Source organism: Psychrobacillus sp. FSL K6-4046 (assembly GCF_038624605.1).
Classification (GTDB): Bacteria; Bacillota; Bacilli; order Bacillales_A; family Planococcaceae; genus Psychrobacillus.
Genome location: NZ_CP152020.1, coordinates 2,572,054 through 2,592,900, shown reverse-complemented (window position 1 = coordinate 2,592,900; position 20,847 = coordinate 2,572,054). Strand labels below are relative to the sequence as shown.

Genomic DNA, 20,847 nt, shown 5'->3' with positions numbered 1-20,847 from the left:
ACAATGAAATCAATCAATGGTAATCAATTTGCGGATATGGTCAAGATGGGAGCACATCATCTTTTCCAAAACGCTGACTATGTCGACGCATTAAACGTATTCCCTGTACCCGATGGTGATACAGGCACAAACATGAATCTTTCAATGACTTCAGGGGCTAAAGAGACAGCTGCTCATACTAGTGAGCATATTGGCAAAACAGCTCAAGCATTGTCCAAAGGTTTGCTAATGGGTGCTCGAGGAAACTCTGGAGTTATTTTATCGCAACTTTTTAGAGGCTTTGGAAAGTCGATTGAGCAGCATGCAACCTTAGATGCAAAACAATTTGCCCAAGCTTTACAGTATGGAGTAGAAACGGCTTACAAAGCTGTTATGAAACCAGTTGAGGGCACTATTTTAACTGTAGCAAAAGATTCAGCTAAAAAAGCAGTGGAAGCTAGTGAAACGATTACAGATATATCAGAACTAATGGCAGTTGTTGTAGAAGAGTCTAAACTATCACTAAACAGAACTCCAGATCTATTACCTGTTTTGAAAGAAGTAGGCGTAGTTGATAGTGGCGGACAAGGCTTAGTATTTGTTTATGAAGGTTTCCTTGCAAGCTTAAAGGGAGAAGCTCTTCCTGAGAGAACAATTAGTTCCTCTATGGACGATTTGGTTAGTGCTGAGCATCATAAAAGTGTTCAAGGATATATGGATACTGCTGACATTGAATTTGGTTTCTGTACAGAGTTCATGGTCCGTTTTGAAGAGGGCAAGAAAGCCTTTATCGAAAATGACTTCCGTAATGATTTAAGCGAGTATGGTGACTCACTTTTAGTTATCTCCGATGATGAGATTGCTAAAATTCATATCCATTCTGAAACACCAGGTGAAGTCTTAACTTATGGTCAACAATATGGGGACCTAATTAAAATTAAAATTGAAAATATGCGTCAACAGCATACAGATATCGTAGGTGAAGGCCATTCTTCTAATACTGCTAAGAAAGCAGAAGTTCATCCTTATGCAGTAGTAACAGTTGCAATGGGAACAGGTGTCGCTGAATTATTGAAGAGTCTTGGAGCTTCAGCAGTGATAGAAGGTGGTCAGACAATGAATCCTTCTACTGAAGACATTGTAAAGGCGATTGAGTCTGTAGGAGCTGAGCGTGTACTAATCCTTCCTAATAACAAAAACATCGTAATGGCTGCTGAACAAGCTGCAGAGGTTCTGGGGATTGAGGCTGCGGTAGTGCCTACAAAAACAATTCCTCAAGGAATGGCAGCGATTTTAGCGTTTAACGCTCAAGCGACTGTTCAAGAAAACCAAAAGAATATGACCGATGCTTTTGCACACGTTAAAACTGGTCAAGTTACTTTTGCTGTACGTGATACGTCAATTGACGGTGTAGAGATTAAAAAAGATGATTTTATGTCTTTAGCTGAAGGGAAAATTATACTTTCACAGCCATCTAGAGTGGAAGCTGCAACAAAGCTAGCAACAGAATTGATTGACGAGGATTCTGAAATTGTGACAGTTATTTACGGAGAAGATGTCACGGAAGAGGAAGCTGGGAAATTTGCTTCGTTTATTGAAGAGACCTTCGAAGATGTGGAAGTAGAGCTTTATAATGGTAAACAACCATTGTACCCATATATTTTATCAGTAGAATAAAACTAGTAATACTCCGCGTGGGAGAAATCCCACGCTTTTTTTTTAGCAAGAAATTTCAGAGTTCTTTGTAATCCTTTCGTACAATACTTTTGTTTAAAGTTCCCTAAAAGTGTAAAATAGAAATATCAACATGAAAGTGAGGTCTGTCAAATGAAATTTAAGTCTGTTTTTGACATTATTGGACCCGTTATGATTGGACCGTCCTCTTCCCATACTGCTGGAGCAGCTCGAATAGGAAGGGTAGCAAGAGATTTATTTGGAAAGCAACCTACTTGGGCAAAAATCCATCTTTATGGCTCTTTTGCCGAAACATATAAAGGCCATGGTACAGATGTGGCGATCATCGGTGGCTTATTGGACTATGATACCTTTGATGAGCGTATTAAAACGTCGTTTAGTGAAGCAGAAAAGGTCGGTCTATCCTATGAGTTTATACCTGAGACAGGACATACTGAGCATCCAAATACAGCTAGAATTGTATTAGGAGACGACGAACGTGAAATGTCGGTGGTTGGTATTTCTATTGGTGGCGGGAAAACAGAAATAACAGAGCTAAATGGTTTTCCGTTAAGATTGTCAGGCAACTTGGCTGCGATATTAGTTGTTCACAATGACCGTTCGGGATGTATTGCAAGCGTTGCCAATTGTTTAGCTAAGCACAATATTAATATCGGTCATATGGAGGTTTCTCGAAAAGAGAAAGGAAATATGGCATTGATGGTAATTGAAGTGGATCAAAATGTGAGTAAAGATATTTTAGATGAAATTACAACTCTACCTAACATAACGAAGGTTACGAGAATTGTAGATTAAGGAGGGTTATGATGGAAGTCTTATTTCGCAATGTGCGAGAATTAGTAGAAAAAGCTGAAAAAGAAAATAAGCTTATATCTGAGATTATGATAGAACAAGAAATTCTTATTACAGAACGCACTCGTGAAGAAATCATGTCACAAATGGATCGTAATCTGACAGTTATGGAAGAAGCAGTAGAAAAGGGACTAAAGGGAGTTCGTTCCACTTCTGGATTAACTGGTGGGGACGCTGTTCTTTTGCAAGCTTATATGAAAAAAGGAAATTCTCTTTCTGGAGAACTGATGCTTGATGCTGTAAGTAAAGCTGTAGCTACGAATGAAGTAAATGCGGCGATGGGAACTATTTGTGCTACACCTACAGCGGGCTCGGCAGGAGTAGTCCCAGGAACTCTATTTGCGGTAAAAAACAAGCTGAACCCGACTCGTGAGCAAATGATCAGATATTTATTTACAGCAGGGGCATTTGGATTTGTTGTAGCGAACAACGCTTCTATATCTGGCGCTGCAGGAGGCTGCCAGGCAGAAGTTGGATCAGCGGCTGGTATGGCTGCCGCGGCGATAGTAGAGATGGCTGGAGGGACTCCTGCCCAAAGCTCTGAGGCATTTGCTATAACTTTAAAAAATATGCTTGGATTAGTATGCGATCCAGTTGCAGGGCTAGTAGAAGTACCATGTGTGAAAAGAAATGCGATGGGAGCCTCTAATTCCTTAGTGGCAGCAGATATGGCACTTGCGGGAGTAACAAGTCGTATTCCTTGTGATGAAGTAATAGATGCTATGTATAAAATTGGTCAAACGATGCCAACAGCATTAAAAGAAACTGCTCAAGGAGGCTTAGCAGCTACACCTACAGGAAAATGGTTAGAAGCTAAAATCTTTGGTGGGGCTGTGGTCGGCAGTGGGAAATAAGGGGAGCGATTTAGTTATCTCTCTAAAAGGTGTAGGGGCAGGAACTGCTAAAGCCTTAGAGGAGCTAGGGATAGTTACACTAGATGATTTAGTAATGACCTTTCCTTATAGGCATGAGGATTTTCGGTTAAAAAACCTTGCAGAGAGCGCCCATAATGAGAGAGTAACTGTGGAAGGAAGGGTCGAAAGTGAACCTTCTCTTCTTTTTTTAGGGAAAAATAAATCGAGGTTGCAGGTTCGATTGTTGGCAGGCCAGCATCTGATCAAGGCTGTATTTTTCAATCAAGCTTATTTAAAATCAAAAATAACTCCAGGTTCTGTAATTACTGTTACTGGTAAATGGGATAGAGGACGACAAGTTATTAATGTGTCGACGTTCTCAGTAGGACCAAAGACAGACCAACAGGATTTTGAACCTGTCTATTCGTTGAAAGGCTCCATAAGCCAGAAAGTTTTTAGGAGATTTATGCGACAGGCGTTAGATGAGTTAAAAGGGGATATCACGGATCCTTTGCCGGAGTCTATCCGATCGATGTATAAATTGCCTGAAATGGTGGAGGCTCTCGAGGGAATTCACTTCCCACAGGATGCTGAACATTCCAAAAATGCAAGAAGACGGTTTGTTTACGAGGAACTACTTAACTTTCAGTTGAAGATGCAGGCCATTAAAAAGGTGCGAAAAGAACAAAATGTTGGAAATGGCGTTTCCTTTGATAATGAGCGAGTAAAAAAACTAATTGAATCCTTACCTTATGAGTTGACTGATGCTCAAAAGAGAGTAGTTAATGAAATTTGTCGTGACTTGAAAGCACCTAATCGAATGAACAGACTTTTACAAGGGGATGTAGGCTCAGGGAAAACTGTAGTTGCTGCAATCTGTTTGTATGCTGTCATAACGGCAGGCTATCAAGGTGCTTTGATGGCTCCGACGGAAATTTTGGCGGAGCAACATGCAGCTTCATTAGATGAGTGGCTCTCACCCATTGGTGTAAGAATAGCGCTATTAACTGGCTCTACTAGGCAAAAGGCAAGAAGAATGGTACTAGAAAATTTAGCTGCAGGTAATATTGATTTACTAATAGGTACACATGCGTTGATTCAACCTGATGTTTCATTTAAAAATCTTGGTTTAGTTATTACGGACGAACAACATCGTTTTGGTGTGGCTCAAAGAAGAGTTTTAAAAGAAAAAGGAGAAAATCCAGATGTACTTTTTATGACAGCGACACCTATTCCGCGGACCTTAGCCATAACGGCGTTTGGGGAAATGGATGTCTCCGTTATTGATCAGATGCCGGCAGGAAGAAAATCCATTGATACTCACTGGATGAAGGAAGATCAGCTTCCTAAACTTATAGGTCGTCTTAAAAAAGAGTTGGCTAATGGCAGACAAGCCTATATCATTTGCCCTCTAATTGAGGAGTCTGAGAAACTAGACGTCCAAAATGCGGTAGATGTTTATAATATGATGTCTTATGAGCTCGGAAAAGATTATTCGGTTGGCTTGATGCACGGACGGCTGCATCCGGACGAAAAAGATGAAGTGATGAGGAATTTTACCGAGGGGCATATTCAAGTATTAGTCTCGACAACGGTAGTTGAGGTCGGAGTAAACGTTCCTAATGCATCCTTTATGATTATATTTGATGCAGAGCGCTTTGGATTAGCACAGCTACACCAACTACGTGGTAGGGTTGGGCGCGGAGAACACCAATCGTACTGTATCCTTCTTGCTGATCCTAAGACAGAAGAAGGGAAGGAACGAATGATGTCCATGACAGAGACGAATGATGGTTTTGTCTTGGCAGAAAAAGATTTGGAGCTACGAGGACCTGGTGACTTCTTTGGGAAAAAACAAAGTGGATTGCCTGAGTTTAAAATAGCAGATTTAGTTCATGATTATCGTGCATTAAATACAGCGAAAATAGATGCCGAGCGTTTATTGGAATCTGAGCACTTTTGGAATTCCGATGAAATGGAAGGTCTACGGAATGCCTTGGTTGACTCTAAAGCACTAGATGGGGAAAGAATTGATTAAAAAGAATGCAAGGATGAACTAAATCATTTCTTGCATTCTTTTTTTATTGTTTATATACTGATATTAGTACCAAGTGCTAAAATGGTGGTGAATAGCTTGAAATATACGAAAAAAGAAAGACAAAGGCTTTTACTAGAAACGCTAGATAAAAACCCTTTTATAACAGATGAAAACCTGGCGGCAACTTTTCATGTAAGCGTGCAAACCATACGATTAGATCGAATGGAGTTATCCATCCCAGAATTGCGTGAGAGGATTAAATCAGTTGCAGCTCATAATTTTGAAGAAGAGGTAAAATCTCTCCCAATTGATGAGGTTATTGGAGAAATTATAGATATAGATTTAGACAAACAGGCAATATCACTACTAGATATTAAGCAGGACCATGTGTTTGCAAGGAATGGTATTGCACGGGGACATCATCTTTTTGCACAAGCAAACTCATTGGCTGTAGCTGTTATTAATGATGAACTGGCCTTAACTAGAAAATCTAATATTACATTTGTGAAGCCTGTAAAAGTCGGTGATCGTGTTATTGCAAAAGCAGTTGTCCTATCTAATGACACTGAAAAGAAAAATACAGTTATTCAAGTGACAAGTAAGGTAGAAAATGAAACTGTTTTTGTTGGAGAATTTAATATGTATAGAGAAACTATGAAGTAAAAAGGTGTGTAAAAATGAAAATATCGATAGATGCAATGGGCGGAGACAATGCCCCTCATGAAATAGTAAAGGGAGCCTATGAGGCTCTAGAAGCTTTTGACGATTTGAATATTATCTTATATGGTGATGAAAGTAAGTTAGAATCACTTGTAACTAAGCATGACCGCTTGACCGTAGTTCATACCGATGAAGTGATTGAAGGAACTGATGAGCCTGTTAGAGCTATTCGTAGAAAGAAAAATTCCTCAATGGTTAAAATGGCTGAATCGGTGAAAAGTGGCGAGGCAGATGCGTGTGTTTCTGCGGGTAACACGGGGGCTCTAATGGCAGCGGGACTTTTTGTAGTTGGTAGGATAGATCAAGTAGATCGTCCAGCGCTTGCTCCCACCCTCCCAACAATAGACGGGAAAGGGTTTGTAATGCTTGACCTTGGTGCAAATTCAGATGCCAAACCGGAACATCTACAGCAATTTGCTGTAATGGGAAGTGTATATGCAGAAAAAGTTCGTGGTATTCAAAACCCTCGAGTTGGCCTACTGAATATAGGAACCGAAGACAAAAAAGGAAATGAGCTTACAAAAGCCGCGTTTTTACTGTTGAAAGAGACACCGGTGAATTTTATTGGAAATGTTGAATCTAGAGATCTTTTAAATGGCGTAGCTGATGTAGTTGTAACAGATGGATTTACAGGTAATATGGTATTAAAAACGATTGAAGGTACGGCCGGGGCGATGTTTACTTTGTTGAAAGAAGCTTTTAATACATCGACAAAAACAAAAATATCAGCATTGCTAGTAAAAGAACAGTTAAAAGGTATTAAAAATAAATTGGATTACTCTGAGTACGGTGGAGCTGGTCTATTTGGATTAAAGGCTCCAGTTATTAAAGCACATGGTTCATCTAATAGCAGAGCGGTTTTTCATGCGATAAGACAAGCACGGACAATGGTAGAAAATAATGTTTCTGAGATTATTTACACTACATTACGAAAGGAATCTTCCGATGACTAAAATTGCTTTTATATTTCCTGGACAAGGGTCTCAATCAGTAGGGATGGGGCAACAGCTAATTGAAAACAACAGTGAAAGTAAAAAGATTTATGAATCAGCAGATCAAAAATTAGGTTTTTCCTTATCAGATATTATGTTGAATGGACCGGCTGAGGAGTTAACTAAAACCTACCATGCACAGCCTGCTTTACTTACAACCAGTACAATGATTGCAAGATTATTAATTGAGGCTGGAATTACTCCAGATTATACGGCTGGGCATAGCTTGGGAGAATATTCTGCTTTAGTTGCCTCTGGGGCAATTAGTTTTGAGGATGCGGTATTATTAGTTCATAGACGTGGTCTTTTCATGAATGAAGCTGTACCGGCAGGAGAAGGCTCAATGGCAGCCATATTAGGACTAGATGATACTTCTTTAGCTGAGGTAACTCAAAAGGTTACGCAAGCTGGTGACATTGTACAAATTGCTAATCTTAATTGTCCTGGTCAAATTGTTATTTCTGGTACAGCAGAAGGAGTCAAAAAAGCTTCTGAACAAGCGAAAGAAGCAGGGGCTAAAAGAGCAATTCCTTTAACTGTTAGTGGTCCCTTCCATTCTGAATTAATGAGACCTGCTGCACATAAATTAGATGAGGCAATCAATTCTATTAAACTTTCAACTGCAAAACCTCCTGTAATTTCTAATGTTACGGCGCTTCCTGTAGAGGATGCAGAGGACGTGAAGTCCCTATTGGTCGAACAGTTATATTCGCCCGTTCGTTGGGAAGAATCGATTCAACAAATGCTTGATCTTGGTGTCAATGTCTTTATTGAATGTGGTCCAGGTAAGGTACTGAGTGGCTTAGTCAAAAAAATAGATCGATCTGTTACGACTTATTGTGTATATGACGAGGCTTCCTTCCAGCAAGCCATTACGGAAATAGGAGAGGTTATCAATGGGTAAATTAGAAGGCAAATCTGCAATTGTAACAGGTGCTTCTCGTGGAATCGGTAAGGATATAGCTATTTACTTAGCAAACGAGGGTGCTAAGGTAGTAGTCAATTATAGCGGCAGCAAAGAGAAAGCAGAAGCCGTTGTGGAAGAAATAAAAGCGCACGGAGGAATTGCTTTTGCTGCTCAAGCTAATATTGACCAAGCCGATGATGTTCAAAGTTTAGTTAAGCAAACTTTAGAAGTCTTCGGATCTATTGATATTTTAGTTAACAACGCTGGTATCACACGTGATAATCTAATTATGCGCATGAAGGAACAGGAATGGGACGATGTATTGAATACGAACCTAAAAGGGGTATTTCTCTGCACAAAAGCTGTTACGAGACAAATGATGAAACAACGAAATGGTCGTATTATTAATATAACTTCTATTGTTGGAGTTTCTGGAAATGCTGGACAGGCTAATTATGTTGCGGCTAAGGCTGGTGTCATTGGTCTAACGAAATCTTCTGCAAAAGAATTAGCGAGTCGTAATATAACTGTTAACTCGGTTGCGCCTGGGTTTATAACTACTGATATGACGGATGCTCTTCCTGAAGAAGTTAAAAGTCAAATGTTGAGCCAAATTCCTTTAGCGAAGTTTGGAAATCCTGAAGATATAGCAAAAGCAGTAGCATTTTTGGCATCAGAGGATGCTAATTATATTACTGGGCAAACGCTTCATGTTAATGGCGGTATGTATATGTAATGCCCATCTGTAACTTAATAAGCACGATCTGATATAAGTATTTAGATTTCATGTGAAATAGCCTTTCATAGACTAAAAGTTTTTTGTATAATCATTGAGGGGAGGTGACAAATTTGTCAACAGTTTTAGAACGTGTAACTAAAGTGATCGTTGATCGTCTAGGTGTAGACGAGAGCGAAGTAAAATTAGAAGCATCTTTCCGTGATGATTTAGGTGCTGACTCACTAGATGTAGTGGAGTTAGTTATGGAGCTTGAAGATGAGTTCGATATGGAAATTTCGGATGAGGATGCGGAGAATATTTCTACTGTGGGTAACGCAGTTAGCTATATTGAAAGCAAGCAAGGCTAATATTAAATAGTCACCTTTATATATATAGTCTTTATATAAAGGTGAATTAAGTTAAATAGCAACAGAGACGTTTTTACTATTCGTATGAATAATTAAAAGCGTCTCTATTTCTTTTTGCACATTGCTATAGAAACAGGTAAACTTAAACAGATAGATGTTAAGTAAGAAAGGCAGATCAGGATGAAAGTAAATAGAAAAAGCAACCACCCTAAAAAAACAGGGTTCCCAGAGAGTGTTAAACAACAGTTTCAAAAATTTCAAAGTCATTTTGAAATCGAATTCAATAATCCAACATTATTGTATCAAGCCTTTACCCATTCATCTTATGTGAATGAGCATCGACGTAAATTTTTCACCGATAATGAGCGTTTAGAGTTTCTAGGAGATGCCGTATTAGAATTATCTGTTTCTCAATACTTATTCCAGCAATACGAGGTTATGAGTGAGGGGCAGCTTACAAAGCTTCGAGCAGCGATTGTTTGTGAGCCTTCTTTAGTTGTGTTTGCAAACGAATTAGGATTTGGTAAGTATGTGCTCCTTGGAAAAGGAGAAGAGTTAACTGGCGGACGTGAAAGACCGGCACTTTTAGCGGACGTATTCGAAGCATTTATCGGTGCTTTATATTTGGATCAAGGATTGGAGGTAGTCGTTTCCTTTTTGGAAAAGATTGTCTTCCCTAAAATCGAAGTCGGTGCTTTTTCGCATGTGATGGATTATAAAAGCCAACTACAAGAAGTCATTCAACAAAAAAACAATGGTGCACTTAGCTATGAAATTGTAGAAGAAAAGGGTCCGGCACATAACCGTACCTTTGTTTCGCGTGTTATTTTAAATACAACGGAACTTGGCGTCGGAATAGGACGTTCTAAAAAAGAAGCAGAGCAACAAGCAGCTAGACTAGCGATACTCGCAATAAAGGATCAAGAACAGGGGGAATAATCGTTGTTCCTTAAGAGATTAGAAATTATAGGGTTTAAATCATTTGCAGACCGAGTTGGGATAGATTTTGTACCAGGAGTTACTGCAGTGGTAGGTCCGAACGGTAGTGGGAAGAGTAATGTTACAGATGCAATCAGATGGGTGCTAGGTGAGCAATCTGCCAAATCACTCCGTGGAACAAAGATGGAAGATGTTATCTTTGCAGGGAGTGATTCAAGAAAGGCATTAAACTTTGCAGAGGTTACCTTAATATTGGATAATTCTGATCGTCGTGTTCCATTAGATTTTACTGAAATAAGTGTTACGAGAAGGGTTTACCGATCAGGAGATAGTGAATATCTTCTTAACAAGCAAACGTGTAGATTGAAAGATATTATAGATTTATTTATGGATTCTGGTCTTGGAAAAGAAGCGTTCTCTATTATTTCCCAGGGACGTGTTGATGAAATACTAAATAGCAGACCTGAAGACAGAAGAACGATATTTGAGGAGACCGCTGGCGTCCTTAAGTATAAACAACGTAAGAAAAAAGCAGAATTTAAGCTGATAGAAACGGATGATAACTTAAATCGAGTGCTTGATATTCTCCATGAACTAGATGGTCGAATGGAGCCACTCAAAATTCAATCATCTCTTGCTACAGATTATTTAGAGATGTCTACAGAACTAAAGGATATTGAAATTGCAGTTATTGCTCATGACTTGAATCTTTTTGTGCAAGAAAGTACAGAGCTACATAATCAGCTTCAACAAATAGAAGAGCAAAAAACGTCGCTTTTGACGAAGATTAGTAATGCAGAGTCAGATATTTTATCTATAAGAAGAACCATTAGTTCCACAGATGAAAAGCTAGACAAGGAACAGACTGAGTTACTTGAGGTAAGTTCTGAATTAGAACGTCTAGAGGGAAGAAAGCTGTTGCTTGCTGAGAAAAAACAAAATGCTAGTCAGCAAATATCGCAGCTAAGAAGAGCTTTGGAAGAAGAAAAGACGAGACTTCAAGTACTTGAAAAACAGCTAGAAGAAAATATTTCTTCTAGCTCTAAAAAGAAACAGTCATTAAAAGAACTTCGAGCAAAAAAATTACAAATCGATCATGTTCTTAGTAGGTCAGCTTCAGAGGTTGAAGAGGAAATCGAAACTTTGAAGGGCACTTACATTGATTTGTTAAATGAAGAAGCAACAATGAAGAATGAAATGAAGCATATGGAACAGCAGCTTCAATTTGAACTAGTATCTTCTGAGAAAATTATTGAAGATTATCGGGAGATCAAAGACGAGTTAGAAAAGCTTACAAATCGAAAAAAAGAGATAGAGAAGCAGCTGGAAGCATGTCAGAAAGACTTAGCGCAAAAGGTGCAGGACTTTAAAACGAAGCGAGAATCATCGGAGCATTTAGAAGCCTCTTATGAGGAACAGCAAACGTTGCTTCAAAAAGCCTATCAAATGAAGCATCAAATGCAGGCTAGAAAGGATTCCTTACAAGAGCTTGAATCCGAGTTTTCAGGGTATTTCCAGGGAGTTAAGGAAGTATTAGTTGCACGTGATAAAAAAGAGCTCAAAGGGATTCATGGCGCAGTGGCTGAACTAATTCAAATTCCATCTAACTATATGAATGCAATTGACACAGCTATTGGCCAGCAGTCTCAGCATATTATTACTGATACTAGTCAGGATGCACGGATGGCTATTGATTGGCTGAAAAAGAAAAGAGTTGGAAGAGCTACCTTCCTTCCACTTCAGGTTATGAAGTCACGTAAATTGAGCGAGCAGACGCTGGCTCCGATTAAGGAGCATCCATCTTTTGTGAATACGGCAGATATGCTTGTCAATTACGATAGAGACTATAAAGTAATTATTGAAAGTTTACTAGGTAATATTATTATTGCAACAGATTTAAAGGGCGCTAACGAAATGGCGGCACGCCTTCAATTTAGATACCGTTTCGTAACACTTGACGGTGATGTTGTAAATGCAGGAGGCTCCTTGACAGGGGGGTCTGTAAAACAACAGTCATCTGTCTTTACACGAAAAGCTGAGTTAGAGCAATTAAATGATAAGCTTGTAGAGCTAGAACAATCCGTACATCAAGCAGAAAAATCAGTTGCTCATAAAAAACAGCAAGTTCAGCAGATTAAAATTGCATTAGAGGAAGCGCGTCTCTCAGGGGAAGCGTTGCGAGAAGAAGAGCATAAACTATTGTCAGAAGACAGAGAATGTGGAGCGATAATTTCTCGTTTAACCAATCGCTTGCTTGAATTTGATGAGGTTCAAACTGAAAAGAATAACCTGCATGAGAATCTTGTTCGCAAAAAAGAACAAACAGCTAAGCGTAGTTCGGAGATCAATGAATCTTTAGCTTCCATTCAAAAAACTATTGATCAACTGCAACTGTTAAAGCAACAGTCTATGCAAGAAAAAGATAAAGTACAAAATGAACTTGGCGAACTGTTGTCCTCTATTGCTGTAGTAAATGAGCAAGTGACGCAACAAGAGAAAGAAAAGAAACAGCTGGAACAGGATATTCAATATTGTGTTCAAAAAGTTGGTACTTTAGAAAAAGAGATCAGCTGGTTTGAGAATGATGACCAAACAGGTCCATCTCCAGAACAAATTGACCAAATGATTGCCACTAACAAACAGAAAAAAGATTATCTACAGGGGCAAATAACGACGGACAAAGAGAAAAGAATTGGACTTTCTCAAAGAGTTAACGAATCTGAAGGTCAATTAAAGATGCTACAGCAACATTTAAGTATCTTTTCTAACGACGAGCGTGCATTAGAACTAAGGTTGAGCAAGCTGGAGGTGGAAACTAATTCACTTCAAACACATCTAGAAGAGACGTATGAAATGTCCCTGGATGAAGCAAAGCGAGACTATCCTTTTGACATGGATGAGGAGCTTGCTCGCAAAAAAGTAAAGCTATTAAAACGCTCTATAGAAGAGCTGGGACCTATTAACTTAGGGTCTATACAGGAATACGAGCAAGTCAGCGAACGTCACTCGTTCTTAACAGAACAAAGAGAGGATTTGCTTTCTGCTCAAGATACATTGCATGAGGTTATTAAAGAGATGGACGAAGAAATGACTATACGCTTCGAATCTACGTTTAATGACATTCAAAGAAACTTTAAGGTAGTGTTTAGACAGTTATTTGGTGGCGGACAGGCAGACTTAATTTTAACCGATCCTACCTCCATGTTGGATACGGGAATAGATATAGTGGCACAGCCTCCAGGCAAAAAGCTACAGAATCTTTCTTTACTGTCGGGTGGCGAACGAGCATTAACCGCTATTGCCTTGTTGTTTTCAATTCTTCATACTCGTCCGGTACCTTTCTGTATCCTGGATGAAGTGGAAGCTGCCTTAGACGAGGCTAACGTAACGCGTTATAGCGACTATTTAAAGAAATTTAGTCATGATACGCAGTTTATCGTCATTACACACCGTAAGGGTACGATGGAGGGGGCAGATGTACTGTATGGTATCACTATGCAGGAATCTGGGATTTCCAAGCTTGTATCTGTAAAATTAGAAGAAGAATTAGTCACTTAAATAGGAGGTTCTACTGTGAGCTTTTTTAAAAAAATGAAAGAAAAAATGTTGGGCTCTACACCAGAGGCTGAAGAAACAGTTTCGATTACCAATAAATTTAAAGAAGGACTATCGAAAACACGAAATCAATTTACTTCTAAAGTAAATGATTTAGTAGCGAAATATCGTAAGGTAGATGAGGATTTCTTTGAGGAGCTTGAAGAAATTTTGCTTCAGGCAGATGTTGGATTTGAAACCGTAGTGGAGTTAATGGACAAATTGCGTTTTGAGGTTCAGCGTAAAAACATTAAAGACACTGCCGGAATCCAATCTGTTATTTCTGAAAAACTTGTTGAGATATATGAGGCTGGTGATGAGGATTTAACTGAGCTTCACATCGAAGAAGAAGGACTAACAGTTATCTTATTCGTCGGTGTTAATGGAGTTGGGAAAACAACTACTATCGGTAAACTTGCACATCGTTTAAATGGAGAAGGAAAAAAAGTAATGCTTGCTGCCGGGGACACTTTCCGTGCAGGTGCTATTGATCAACTTCAAGTGTGGGGCGATCGTGTAGGTGCAGAGGTTATAAAACAGGCAGAGGGCTCTGATCCGGCTGCTGTTATGTATGATGCTATTCGTGCTGCCAAGAACAGAAAAGCTGATGTGCTTATTTGTGATACAGCGGGTCGTTTGCAAAATAAAGTAAACCTGATGAATGAGTTGGAAAAAATTCACCGAGTTATTACTAGAGAAGTGCCTAATGCTCCGCATGAAGTATTGTTAGCATTAGATGCCACTACAGGACAAAATGCGCTTGTTCAGGCACAGACTTTTAAAGAAGTGACCAATGTTACTGGAATTGTGTTAACAAAGCTTGACGGCACTGCAAAAGGCGGTATAGTACTTGCTATCCGCAATAAGTTGCATATACCAGTTAAATTTGTTGGTCTCGGAGAGCAAATGGATGACCTACAGCCATTTGATGCAGAAAAATATGTTTATGGATTATTTGCTGAAGGGTTAGAACTAGAAGAAACATCAGAAGACAAGTAATTTTACTTGACAGTTAAAGCTAGTCTTTATAAACTATTAGATGAACCATTCATGGTAAGGAGAGATGGGAATGATTGAAAAAACGACTCGTATGAATTTTCTCTTCGATTTTTACCAGGCTTTATTGACAGATAAACAACGAAGCTATATGCAGCTTTATTATTTAGATGATTTATCACTCGGCGAAATTGCAGAGGAATATAATATATCCAGACAGGCTGTTTATGACAATATACGTCGCACTGAAATGATGCTGGAAGAGTATGAAGAAAAGTTAAATCTTTTTTCCAAATTCGAAAAAAGACAAGAAACGACTAAACAGCTTATGCAAATAGCAAATGAACAATCATCAGAAGAACTGACTCAACTCATTGAGCAATTAAAAGAATGGGATTAGGAGGCGAGCTTGCATGGCATTTGAAGGTTTAGCTGAGCGTCTCCAAGGGACGATTCAGAAAATCAAAGGTAAAGGCAAAATTTCTGAGGCTGATGTTAAAGAAATGATGCGTGAAGTTCGTTATGCACTACTGGAAGCGGACGTTAACTTAAAAGTGGTAAAAGAATTTGTTAAAAACGTCTCTGAACGGGCTGTAGGGCAAGAAGTGATGAAAAGCTTAACTCCAGGTCAGCAGGTCATTAAAATCGTAAAAGATGAATTGACCCAGCTAATGGGAGGCGAGCAGAGCCAGATAGCTTTCTCTTCAAGACCGCCTACTGTTATTATGATGGTCGGATTACAGGGTGCTGGTAAAACCACCACTACTGGTAAACTTGCAAATGTACTTCGAAAAAAGTATAACAAGAAGCCTTTGTTAATTGCTGCGGATATTTATCGTCCAGCAGCAGTGAAACAGCTTGAAACGATTGGAAAACAACTCTCCTTACCAGTATTCCAAAAGGGTACGGACATTTCTCCTGTGGAAATAGTGAAGCAGGGTCTTGAGCATGCAAAGGAAGAACATTATGATGTAGTGATTGTCGATACAGCTGGTCGTTTACACATTGATGAAACTTTGATGCAAGAGCTTAAAGATATTCGTGCATTAAAAGAGCCGGACGAAGTATTCTTAGTTGTAGATGCAATGACAGGGCAGGATGCAGTCAATGTAGCTAACAATTTTAATGACTCTATTGGTATAACAGGGGTCGTACTTACGAAATTAGATGGCGATACACGTGGTGGGGCAGCCCTTTCAATCCGTTCTATTACTCAAAAACCTATTAAATTTGTAGGTATGGGTGAAAAAATGGATGCTTTAGAGACTTTTCATCCAGAACGCATGGCATCCCGTATTTTAGGCATGGGAGACATGATGTCCTTAATCGAAAAGGCTCAAGCTAATGTTGACGAAGAAAAAGCGAAGGAACTGGAAGAAAAGTTCCGTACGCAGTCTTTTACGTTCGATGATTTCCTGGAGCAGCTAAGCCAAGTGAAGCAAATGGGACCTCTTGACGAGATTTTAAAAATGCTTCCAGGAGCAAATAAAATTAAGGGATTAGAAAATGCGAAAGTTGATGAAAAGCAAATGGATCGTGTCGAAGCCATTATTTATTCAATGACTACGCAGGAGAAAACTAACCCTGAAATTATTAACGGAGCTCGAAAAAAGAGAATTGCTAAAGGATCAGGAACATCTATTCAAGACATTAATAGACTTCTAAAGCAATTTGAAGAGATGAAAAAGATGATGAAGCAAATGACAAATATGCAACAAAAAGGAAAGAAAAAGATGAAAATGCCAGGATTTGATTCTCTTTTTAAGTAATTTTCCTTAAAAAAATAAGGTGTTAAGAAAAAACACTTTACAAACATTTAAAACCTTGATAATATACTATCTTGTGTGAAACTATTCGGAGGTGCAATAAAAATGGCAGTTAAAATTCGTTTAAAACGTATGGGAGCTAAAAAATCTCCTTTCTATCGTATTGTAGTAGCAGACTCTCGCTCACCACGTGACGGTCGTCAAATTGAAACAGTAGGTACTTACAACCCACTTACTAAACCAGCAGAAGTTAAAATTAACGAAGAATTAGCGTTAAAATGGCTTCAAGATGGTGCGAAACCATCTGATACAGTACGTAACTTGTTCTCTGAACAAGGAATCATGGAAAAATTCCATAACGCAAAACTCGGCAAATAATCGGAGGGGACATTGTGAAGCAGCTGATCGAAGCAATCGTTAAACCATTAGTTGATTATCCAGACAAGGTTCAGGTGGTAAAGGACGAAAGTGTAAACCGTATAGTTTACAAACTTTCTGTTCATCCTGAAGATATGGGAAAAGTAATTGGCAAACAAGGCCGAGTAGCTAAATCTATTCGTACAATTGTTTACTCAGCAGCAGGCAGTCACCAAAAGAAAACATATGTCGATATATTAGATTAACTTCACTTGTGAAGCTAATACCTCAGGGAAGAAATTCTAAAGAGGTAAATGTAATATGAAAAGAGGGAGAACACTTTGTTCTTCCTTTTTTGATAGGAGGAATTTATTCGATGGAATGGTACAATGTTGGAAAAATCGTCAATACCCAAGGAATTTGGGGAGAGGTTCGTGTCATTTCTACTACTGACTTTCCAGATGAGCGTTATCAGGTAGGAAATGAGCTTGGTCTTTTTAAAAAAGATGGTTCTAAACCAATCATCGTTAAAATTACCAGCTACCGTAAGCATAAAAATTTTGATTTGTTAACTTTTGACGGTTATACCTTACTGAAAGATGTAGAAGGCTTTCGTGATGCAACGTTAAAAGTATCTGAGAAGTATCTAACAGAGTTAGAAGAAAATGAATACTACTATCATGAAATTATTGGCTGTACGATTGTTTCTACCGAGGGTGAGACAATTGGAACCGTTACTGAAATACTTCAAACTGGAGCAAATGACGTATGGACTGTGCAGCCGGTCAAAGGGAAGACACACTATATTCCATATATTGAGGACGTAGTGAAAAAAATAGATGTGGATAAAAAAGAAATTACGATTGAGGTACTGGAAGGTTTATTGTCATGATGAAAATTCATATTCTTTCGCTTTTTCCAGAGATGTTCACTGGAGTGTTCAACTCATCAATTTTGAAAAAAGCGCAGGATAAAAATGAGGTGTTGATTGATGTAGTAAACTTCCGAGACTATTCTGGTAACAAGCATCATCAGGTTGATGATTATCCCTATGGTGGTGGAGCAGGGATGGTATTAAAGCCAGAACCTATTTTTAACGCTATTGAGGCTCTTCCTCCTAGCTCTAGTGGGAATAGACGGATTATATTGCTTTGCCCCCAAGGAGAACGCTTTAATCAGCAAAAAGCTGAGGAATTAGCGAAGGAAGAGGAGCTTGTTTTTATATGTGGTCATTACGAGGGCTACGATGAGCGAATTAGGGAGCATTTAGTTACAGATGAAATTTCAATTGGAGATTTTGTTTTAACCGGTGGAGAATTAGCTGCTATGACTGTAGTAGATAGTGTTGTGAGATTACTCCCCAATGTTCTTGGCAAGGCTGCTTCCCATGAGCAAGATTCGTTTTCTACGGGCTTGCTAGAGCATCCACATTACACTCGACCAGTAGAATATCGTGGCTACAAGGTTCCAGATGTATTGCTGTCTGGAAACCATGCAGCTATCGATCAATGGAGAAGAGAGCAGTCTTTAAAACGAACATTAGAAAGAAGGGAAGACCTTCTCGAAAATGCAGAACTAACAGATTCTGAAAAAAGAATGCTTCAATTAAAAGAGTTATAATTTATAATTGCATATAGCCAGTCAATATGATATATTTTACTATGTACTTTTATGTGAAGTACTGATTTTGGGTGTTCCGCTGCAACAGCTATGTGTGTAAGAGCATTCTATATAAGGAGAGAAAATGATGCAAAACATTATTTCAGAAATCACAAAAGATCAATTACGTACAGATCTTCCTACATTCCGCCCAGGTGACACAGTTCGTGTACACGTTAAGGTTGTTGAGGGAACTCGCGAACGTATCCAAATGTACGAAGGTGTTGTAATTAAACGTCGTGGAGGCGGAATTAGCGAAACTTTTACAGTTCGTAAAATCTCTTCCGGTGTTGGTGTAGAACGTACTTTCCCAGTACACACACCAAAAATTGCTAACCTAGAAGTTATTCGTCGTGGTAAAGTTCGTCGTGCTAAATTGTACTACCTACGTGAACTACGCGGTAAAGCTGCTCGTATTAAAGAGCGTCGCTAATAGTGTAAGTAAGGCAAAATTGCCTGATGTGAATGTTGCAGGAAAAAGTGATCTCACTTTTGCTGCAACATTTTTTTCTTTGTGGATAATTATTGTATTTAAGAGAAGTATATATATTATCTATTTTTTAAAGTGGTAACCGTCATTGTTAGTAAAGTGAGGGAAGACTAATCGTAGCCCATACAGAACGCATCGGACAAGAGTAAAGATAAAATACATATACTAACTGAGAAGCATATAGAAAGTTATTAAGAACTAGCATGAAATTGGGGTGGGTGACAGTTTTTCAGCTTTGTTTATGCGAGTAAATGTATTAGCGCTTTATCGATGCTAAAGCTGTTCCCATTTATTGATTCCTTTAACATAGCTTTTTATTTTAGATATTTTCTCTATATATACTGAATTTAGACGATTTTATTTTGCCACTCTTACATTTTCCTTGTACAATATAAGAGTATATAAAGGGGGCAAGTGAATGGGACAAGCACAAAAAGAAAAGAATGAGTTATGGGAATGGTCGAAAGCGTTATTAATAGCTTTTGGACTTGCAGCATTAATTCGACTCTTTTTATTTACCCCTATAATTGTGGACGGAGAATCTATGATGCCGACCTTAGAAAATGGGGATAGTATGTTAGTGAATAAAATTGGTTACGTGGTCGGTGAACCAAAACGATTTGATATTGTAGTTTTTCATGCACCTGAGCAGAAAAACTATATAAAACGTGTAATAGGGCTTCCTGGCGATCATGTCGAGTATAAAAACGACCAGCTCTACATTAACGGAAAAGAAGTTGCTGAGCCTTATTTAGAACAAAAAAAGAGCGAGTTAACAGAAGGTACATTAACTGGGGACTTTACGCTTGAAAGTATCACTGGAGACAAAAAAATCCCAGAAGGATATGTTTTCGTTATGGGAGACAACCGCTTATACAGTAAAGACAGCCGAATGATCGGTTTAATTGAAATCGATGAAATTATAGGGAAAACAAATTTAGTATTTTGGCCAATTGGTGAGGCTGGTTTTGTAAAATAACCAAAGTAGTGCGTAAGAAGGTGATTCTTCTTCCCGGCTATTAGAAAATAGCTAGTGCTTTAAGAAGGAGGTGCAATATGACAATACAATGGTTTCCGGGTCATATGGCCAAAGCAAGAAGAGAAGTTACCGAGAATCTAAAGCTTGTAGACATTATTTTTGAACTGATAGATGCACGTTTACCATTGTCTTCAAGAAATCCTATGTTAGACGAGGTAGTCCATCAAAAAACAAGGCTACTTATTCTAAACAAAGTGGATATGGCTGATGATATGCAAACCAAAAAATGGATAGCTTATTTCGAGTCAAAAGGGCACCCTACTGTTGCGATAAACTCTTTGGAAGGGAAAGGACTCCAAGCGGTTTTTAAGGCCTCTAAAGAGCTTTTAAAGCCTAAATGGGACCGTATGAAAGAACGCGGGATTAAACCTAGACCAATTAGAGCTATGATTGTAGGAATTCCGAATGTTGGAAAATCTACTTTAATTAATCGCTTTGCCAAAAAGAATATTGCTAAGACCGGAAACACTCCAGGTGTAACCAAAAGACAGCAATGGATTAAAGTTGAAAAGGAAATAGAGCTATTAGATACGCCGGGTATTTTATGGCCCAGATTTGAAGACCAAATAATAGGCTATAAACTTGCTTTAACTGGTGCCATTAAGGATGCTGTTATCAACATGGAAGACTTAGCAGTATATGGGCTACGTTTTTTAGAAGAACATTATCCAAAGAGAATGGAAGAGCGATATAATATTACAAAAGTCAGTGAGGATTTAGTAGACACTTTTGATCATATTGGTAAACTCAGAAGATGCTTTGCATCGGGCGGTGAAATTGACTATGATCAAGTGGCTGAGCTAATTGTTCGTGATATTAGAAATCAGCAACTAGGTAAGCTAACCTTCGATTTTGTAGACGAATATGAGTGAAAAAATTCTACC

The 20,847-nt window shown here is 38.7% G+C and carries 21 protein-coding genes; all 21 read left to right on the top strand.

Annotated features, from left to right (window positions below):
• Nucleotides 1-3 precede the first annotated feature (3 nt).
• Entirely contained in the window at nt 4-1,656 is a 1,653-nt protein-coding gene (locus tag MKY09_RS12900) for a DAK2 domain-containing protein (protein WP_251552922.1), read from the top strand.
• A 150-nt stretch (nt 1,657-1,806) separates the two neighbouring features.
• Complete coding sequence (gene sdaAB / locus MKY09_RS12895) at nt 1,807-2,469, top strand: L-serine ammonia-lyase, iron-sulfur-dependent subunit beta (protein WP_169358561.1); 663 nt, start codon at nt 1,807-1,809, stop codon at nt 2,467-2,469.
• Between the two features lie 11 nt (nt 2,470-2,480).
• On the top strand, nt 2,481-3,380 hold the full coding sequence (sdaAA, locus tag MKY09_RS12890) for an L-serine ammonia-lyase, iron-sulfur-dependent, subunit alpha (protein ID WP_342566832.1): 900 nt from the start codon (nt 2,481-2,483) through the stop codon (nt 3,378-3,380).
• Nucleotides 3,370-5,418, top strand: a complete 2,049-nt coding sequence (recG, locus tag MKY09_RS12885) for an ATP-dependent DNA helicase RecG (protein WP_342566831.1) — start codon at nt 3,370-3,372, stop codon at nt 5,416-5,418. The genes sdaAA and recG overlap by 11 nt, the downstream gene beginning before the upstream one ends.
• Before the next feature lie 96 nt (nt 5,419-5,514).
• Nucleotides 5,515-6,081 (top strand): transcription factor FapR, encoded by a 567-nt coding sequence (gene fapR / locus MKY09_RS12880; protein WP_298472327.1) that lies wholly within the window; start codon nt 5,515-5,517, stop codon nt 6,079-6,081.
• A gap of 14 nt (nt 6,082-6,095) precedes the next feature.
• Entirely contained in the window at nt 6,096-7,091 is a 996-nt protein-coding gene (gene plsX / locus MKY09_RS12875; protein WP_342566830.1) for a phosphate acyltransferase PlsX, read from the top strand.
• Nucleotides 7,084-8,034 carry an ACP S-malonyltransferase gene (fabD, locus tag MKY09_RS12870; protein ID WP_342566829.1) on the top strand — a complete coding sequence of 317 codons (951 nt, stop codon included), beginning with the start codon at nt 7,084-7,086 and terminating at the stop codon, nt 8,032-8,034. Before plsX ends, fabD begins: the two co-directional genes overlap by 8 nt.
• Entirely contained in the window at nt 8,027-8,773 is a 747-nt protein-coding gene (gene fabG, locus MKY09_RS12865) for a 3-oxoacyl-[acyl-carrier-protein] reductase (RefSeq protein ID WP_342566828.1), read from the top strand. The genes fabD and fabG overlap by 8 nt, the downstream gene beginning before the upstream one ends.
• A 113-nt stretch (nt 8,774-8,886) precedes the next feature.
• The gene (gene acpP / locus MKY09_RS12860; RefSeq protein WP_169358568.1) at nt 8,887-9,123 is read left to right on the top strand and encodes an acyl carrier protein; all 237 of its coding nucleotides are present in this window, start codon (nt 8,887-8,889) and stop codon (nt 9,121-9,123) included.
• Nucleotides 9,124-9,303: 180 nt separating this feature from the next.
• The gene (gene rnc, locus MKY09_RS12855) at nt 9,304-10,062 is read left to right on the top strand and encodes a ribonuclease III (protein WP_169358569.1); all 759 of its coding nucleotides are present in this window, start codon (nt 9,304-9,306) and stop codon (nt 10,060-10,062) included.
• A 3-nt stretch (nt 10,063-10,065) separates the two neighbouring features.
• Nucleotides 10,066-13,620 (top strand): chromosome segregation protein SMC, encoded by a 3,555-nt coding sequence (gene smc, locus MKY09_RS12850; protein ID WP_342566827.1) that lies wholly within the window; start codon nt 10,066-10,068, stop codon nt 13,618-13,620.
• Nucleotides 13,621-13,635: 15 nt separating this feature from the next.
• Nucleotides 13,636-14,655, top strand: coding sequence for a signal recognition particle-docking protein FtsY (gene ftsY, locus MKY09_RS12845; RefSeq protein ID WP_169358571.1), 1,020 nt, complete (start codon nt 13,636-13,638; stop codon nt 14,653-14,655).
• Nucleotides 14,656-14,725: 70 nt separating this feature from the next.
• Entirely contained in the window at nt 14,726-15,052 is a 327-nt protein-coding gene (locus MKY09_RS12840) for a putative DNA-binding protein (RefSeq protein WP_169358572.1), read from the top strand.
• A 13-nt stretch (nt 15,053-15,065) separates the two neighbouring features.
• Complete coding sequence (gene ffh / locus MKY09_RS12835; protein WP_340884109.1) at nt 15,066-16,421, top strand: signal recognition particle protein; 1,356 nt, start codon at nt 15,066-15,068, stop codon at nt 16,419-16,421.
• A 102-nt stretch (nt 16,422-16,523) separates the two neighbouring features.
• On the top strand, nt 16,524-16,796 hold the full coding sequence (gene rpsP / locus MKY09_RS12830) for a 30S ribosomal protein S16 (RefSeq protein ID WP_053590001.1): 273 nt from the start codon (nt 16,524-16,526) through the stop codon (nt 16,794-16,796).
• 14 nt (nt 16,797-16,810) lie between these two features.
• A complete protein-coding gene (locus MKY09_RS12825) occupies nt 16,811-17,041 on the top strand; it encodes a KH domain-containing protein (protein ID WP_342566826.1) in 231 nt (76 codons plus the stop codon).
• 110 nt (nt 17,042-17,151) lie between these two features.
• Nucleotides 17,152-17,667, top strand: coding sequence for a ribosome maturation factor RimM (gene rimM, locus MKY09_RS12820; RefSeq protein ID WP_342566825.1), 516 nt, complete (start codon nt 17,152-17,154; stop codon nt 17,665-17,667).
• Nucleotides 17,667-18,395, top strand: coding sequence for a tRNA (guanosine(37)-N1)-methyltransferase TrmD (gene trmD / locus MKY09_RS12815; RefSeq protein WP_342568249.1), 729 nt, complete (start codon nt 17,667-17,669; stop codon nt 18,393-18,395). Before rimM ends, trmD begins: the two co-directional genes overlap by 1 nt.
• Nucleotides 18,396-18,522: 127 nt before the next feature.
• On the top strand, nt 18,523-18,867 hold the full coding sequence (rplS, locus tag MKY09_RS12810) for a 50S ribosomal protein L19 (protein ID WP_169358710.1): 345 nt from the start codon (nt 18,523-18,525) through the stop codon (nt 18,865-18,867).
• Nucleotides 18,868-19,342: 475 nt separating this feature from the next.
• Entirely contained in the window at nt 19,343-19,903 is a 561-nt protein-coding gene (lepB, locus tag MKY09_RS12805) for a signal peptidase I (RefSeq protein ID WP_169358576.1), read from the top strand.
• A gap of 77 nt (nt 19,904-19,980) precedes the next feature.
• Nucleotides 19,981-20,835 carry a ribosome biogenesis GTPase YlqF gene (gene ylqF / locus MKY09_RS12800; protein ID WP_342566824.1) on the top strand — a complete coding sequence of 285 codons (855 nt, stop codon included), beginning with the start codon at nt 19,981-19,983 and terminating at the stop codon, nt 20,833-20,835.
• Nucleotides 20,836-20,847 lie beyond the last annotated feature (12 nt).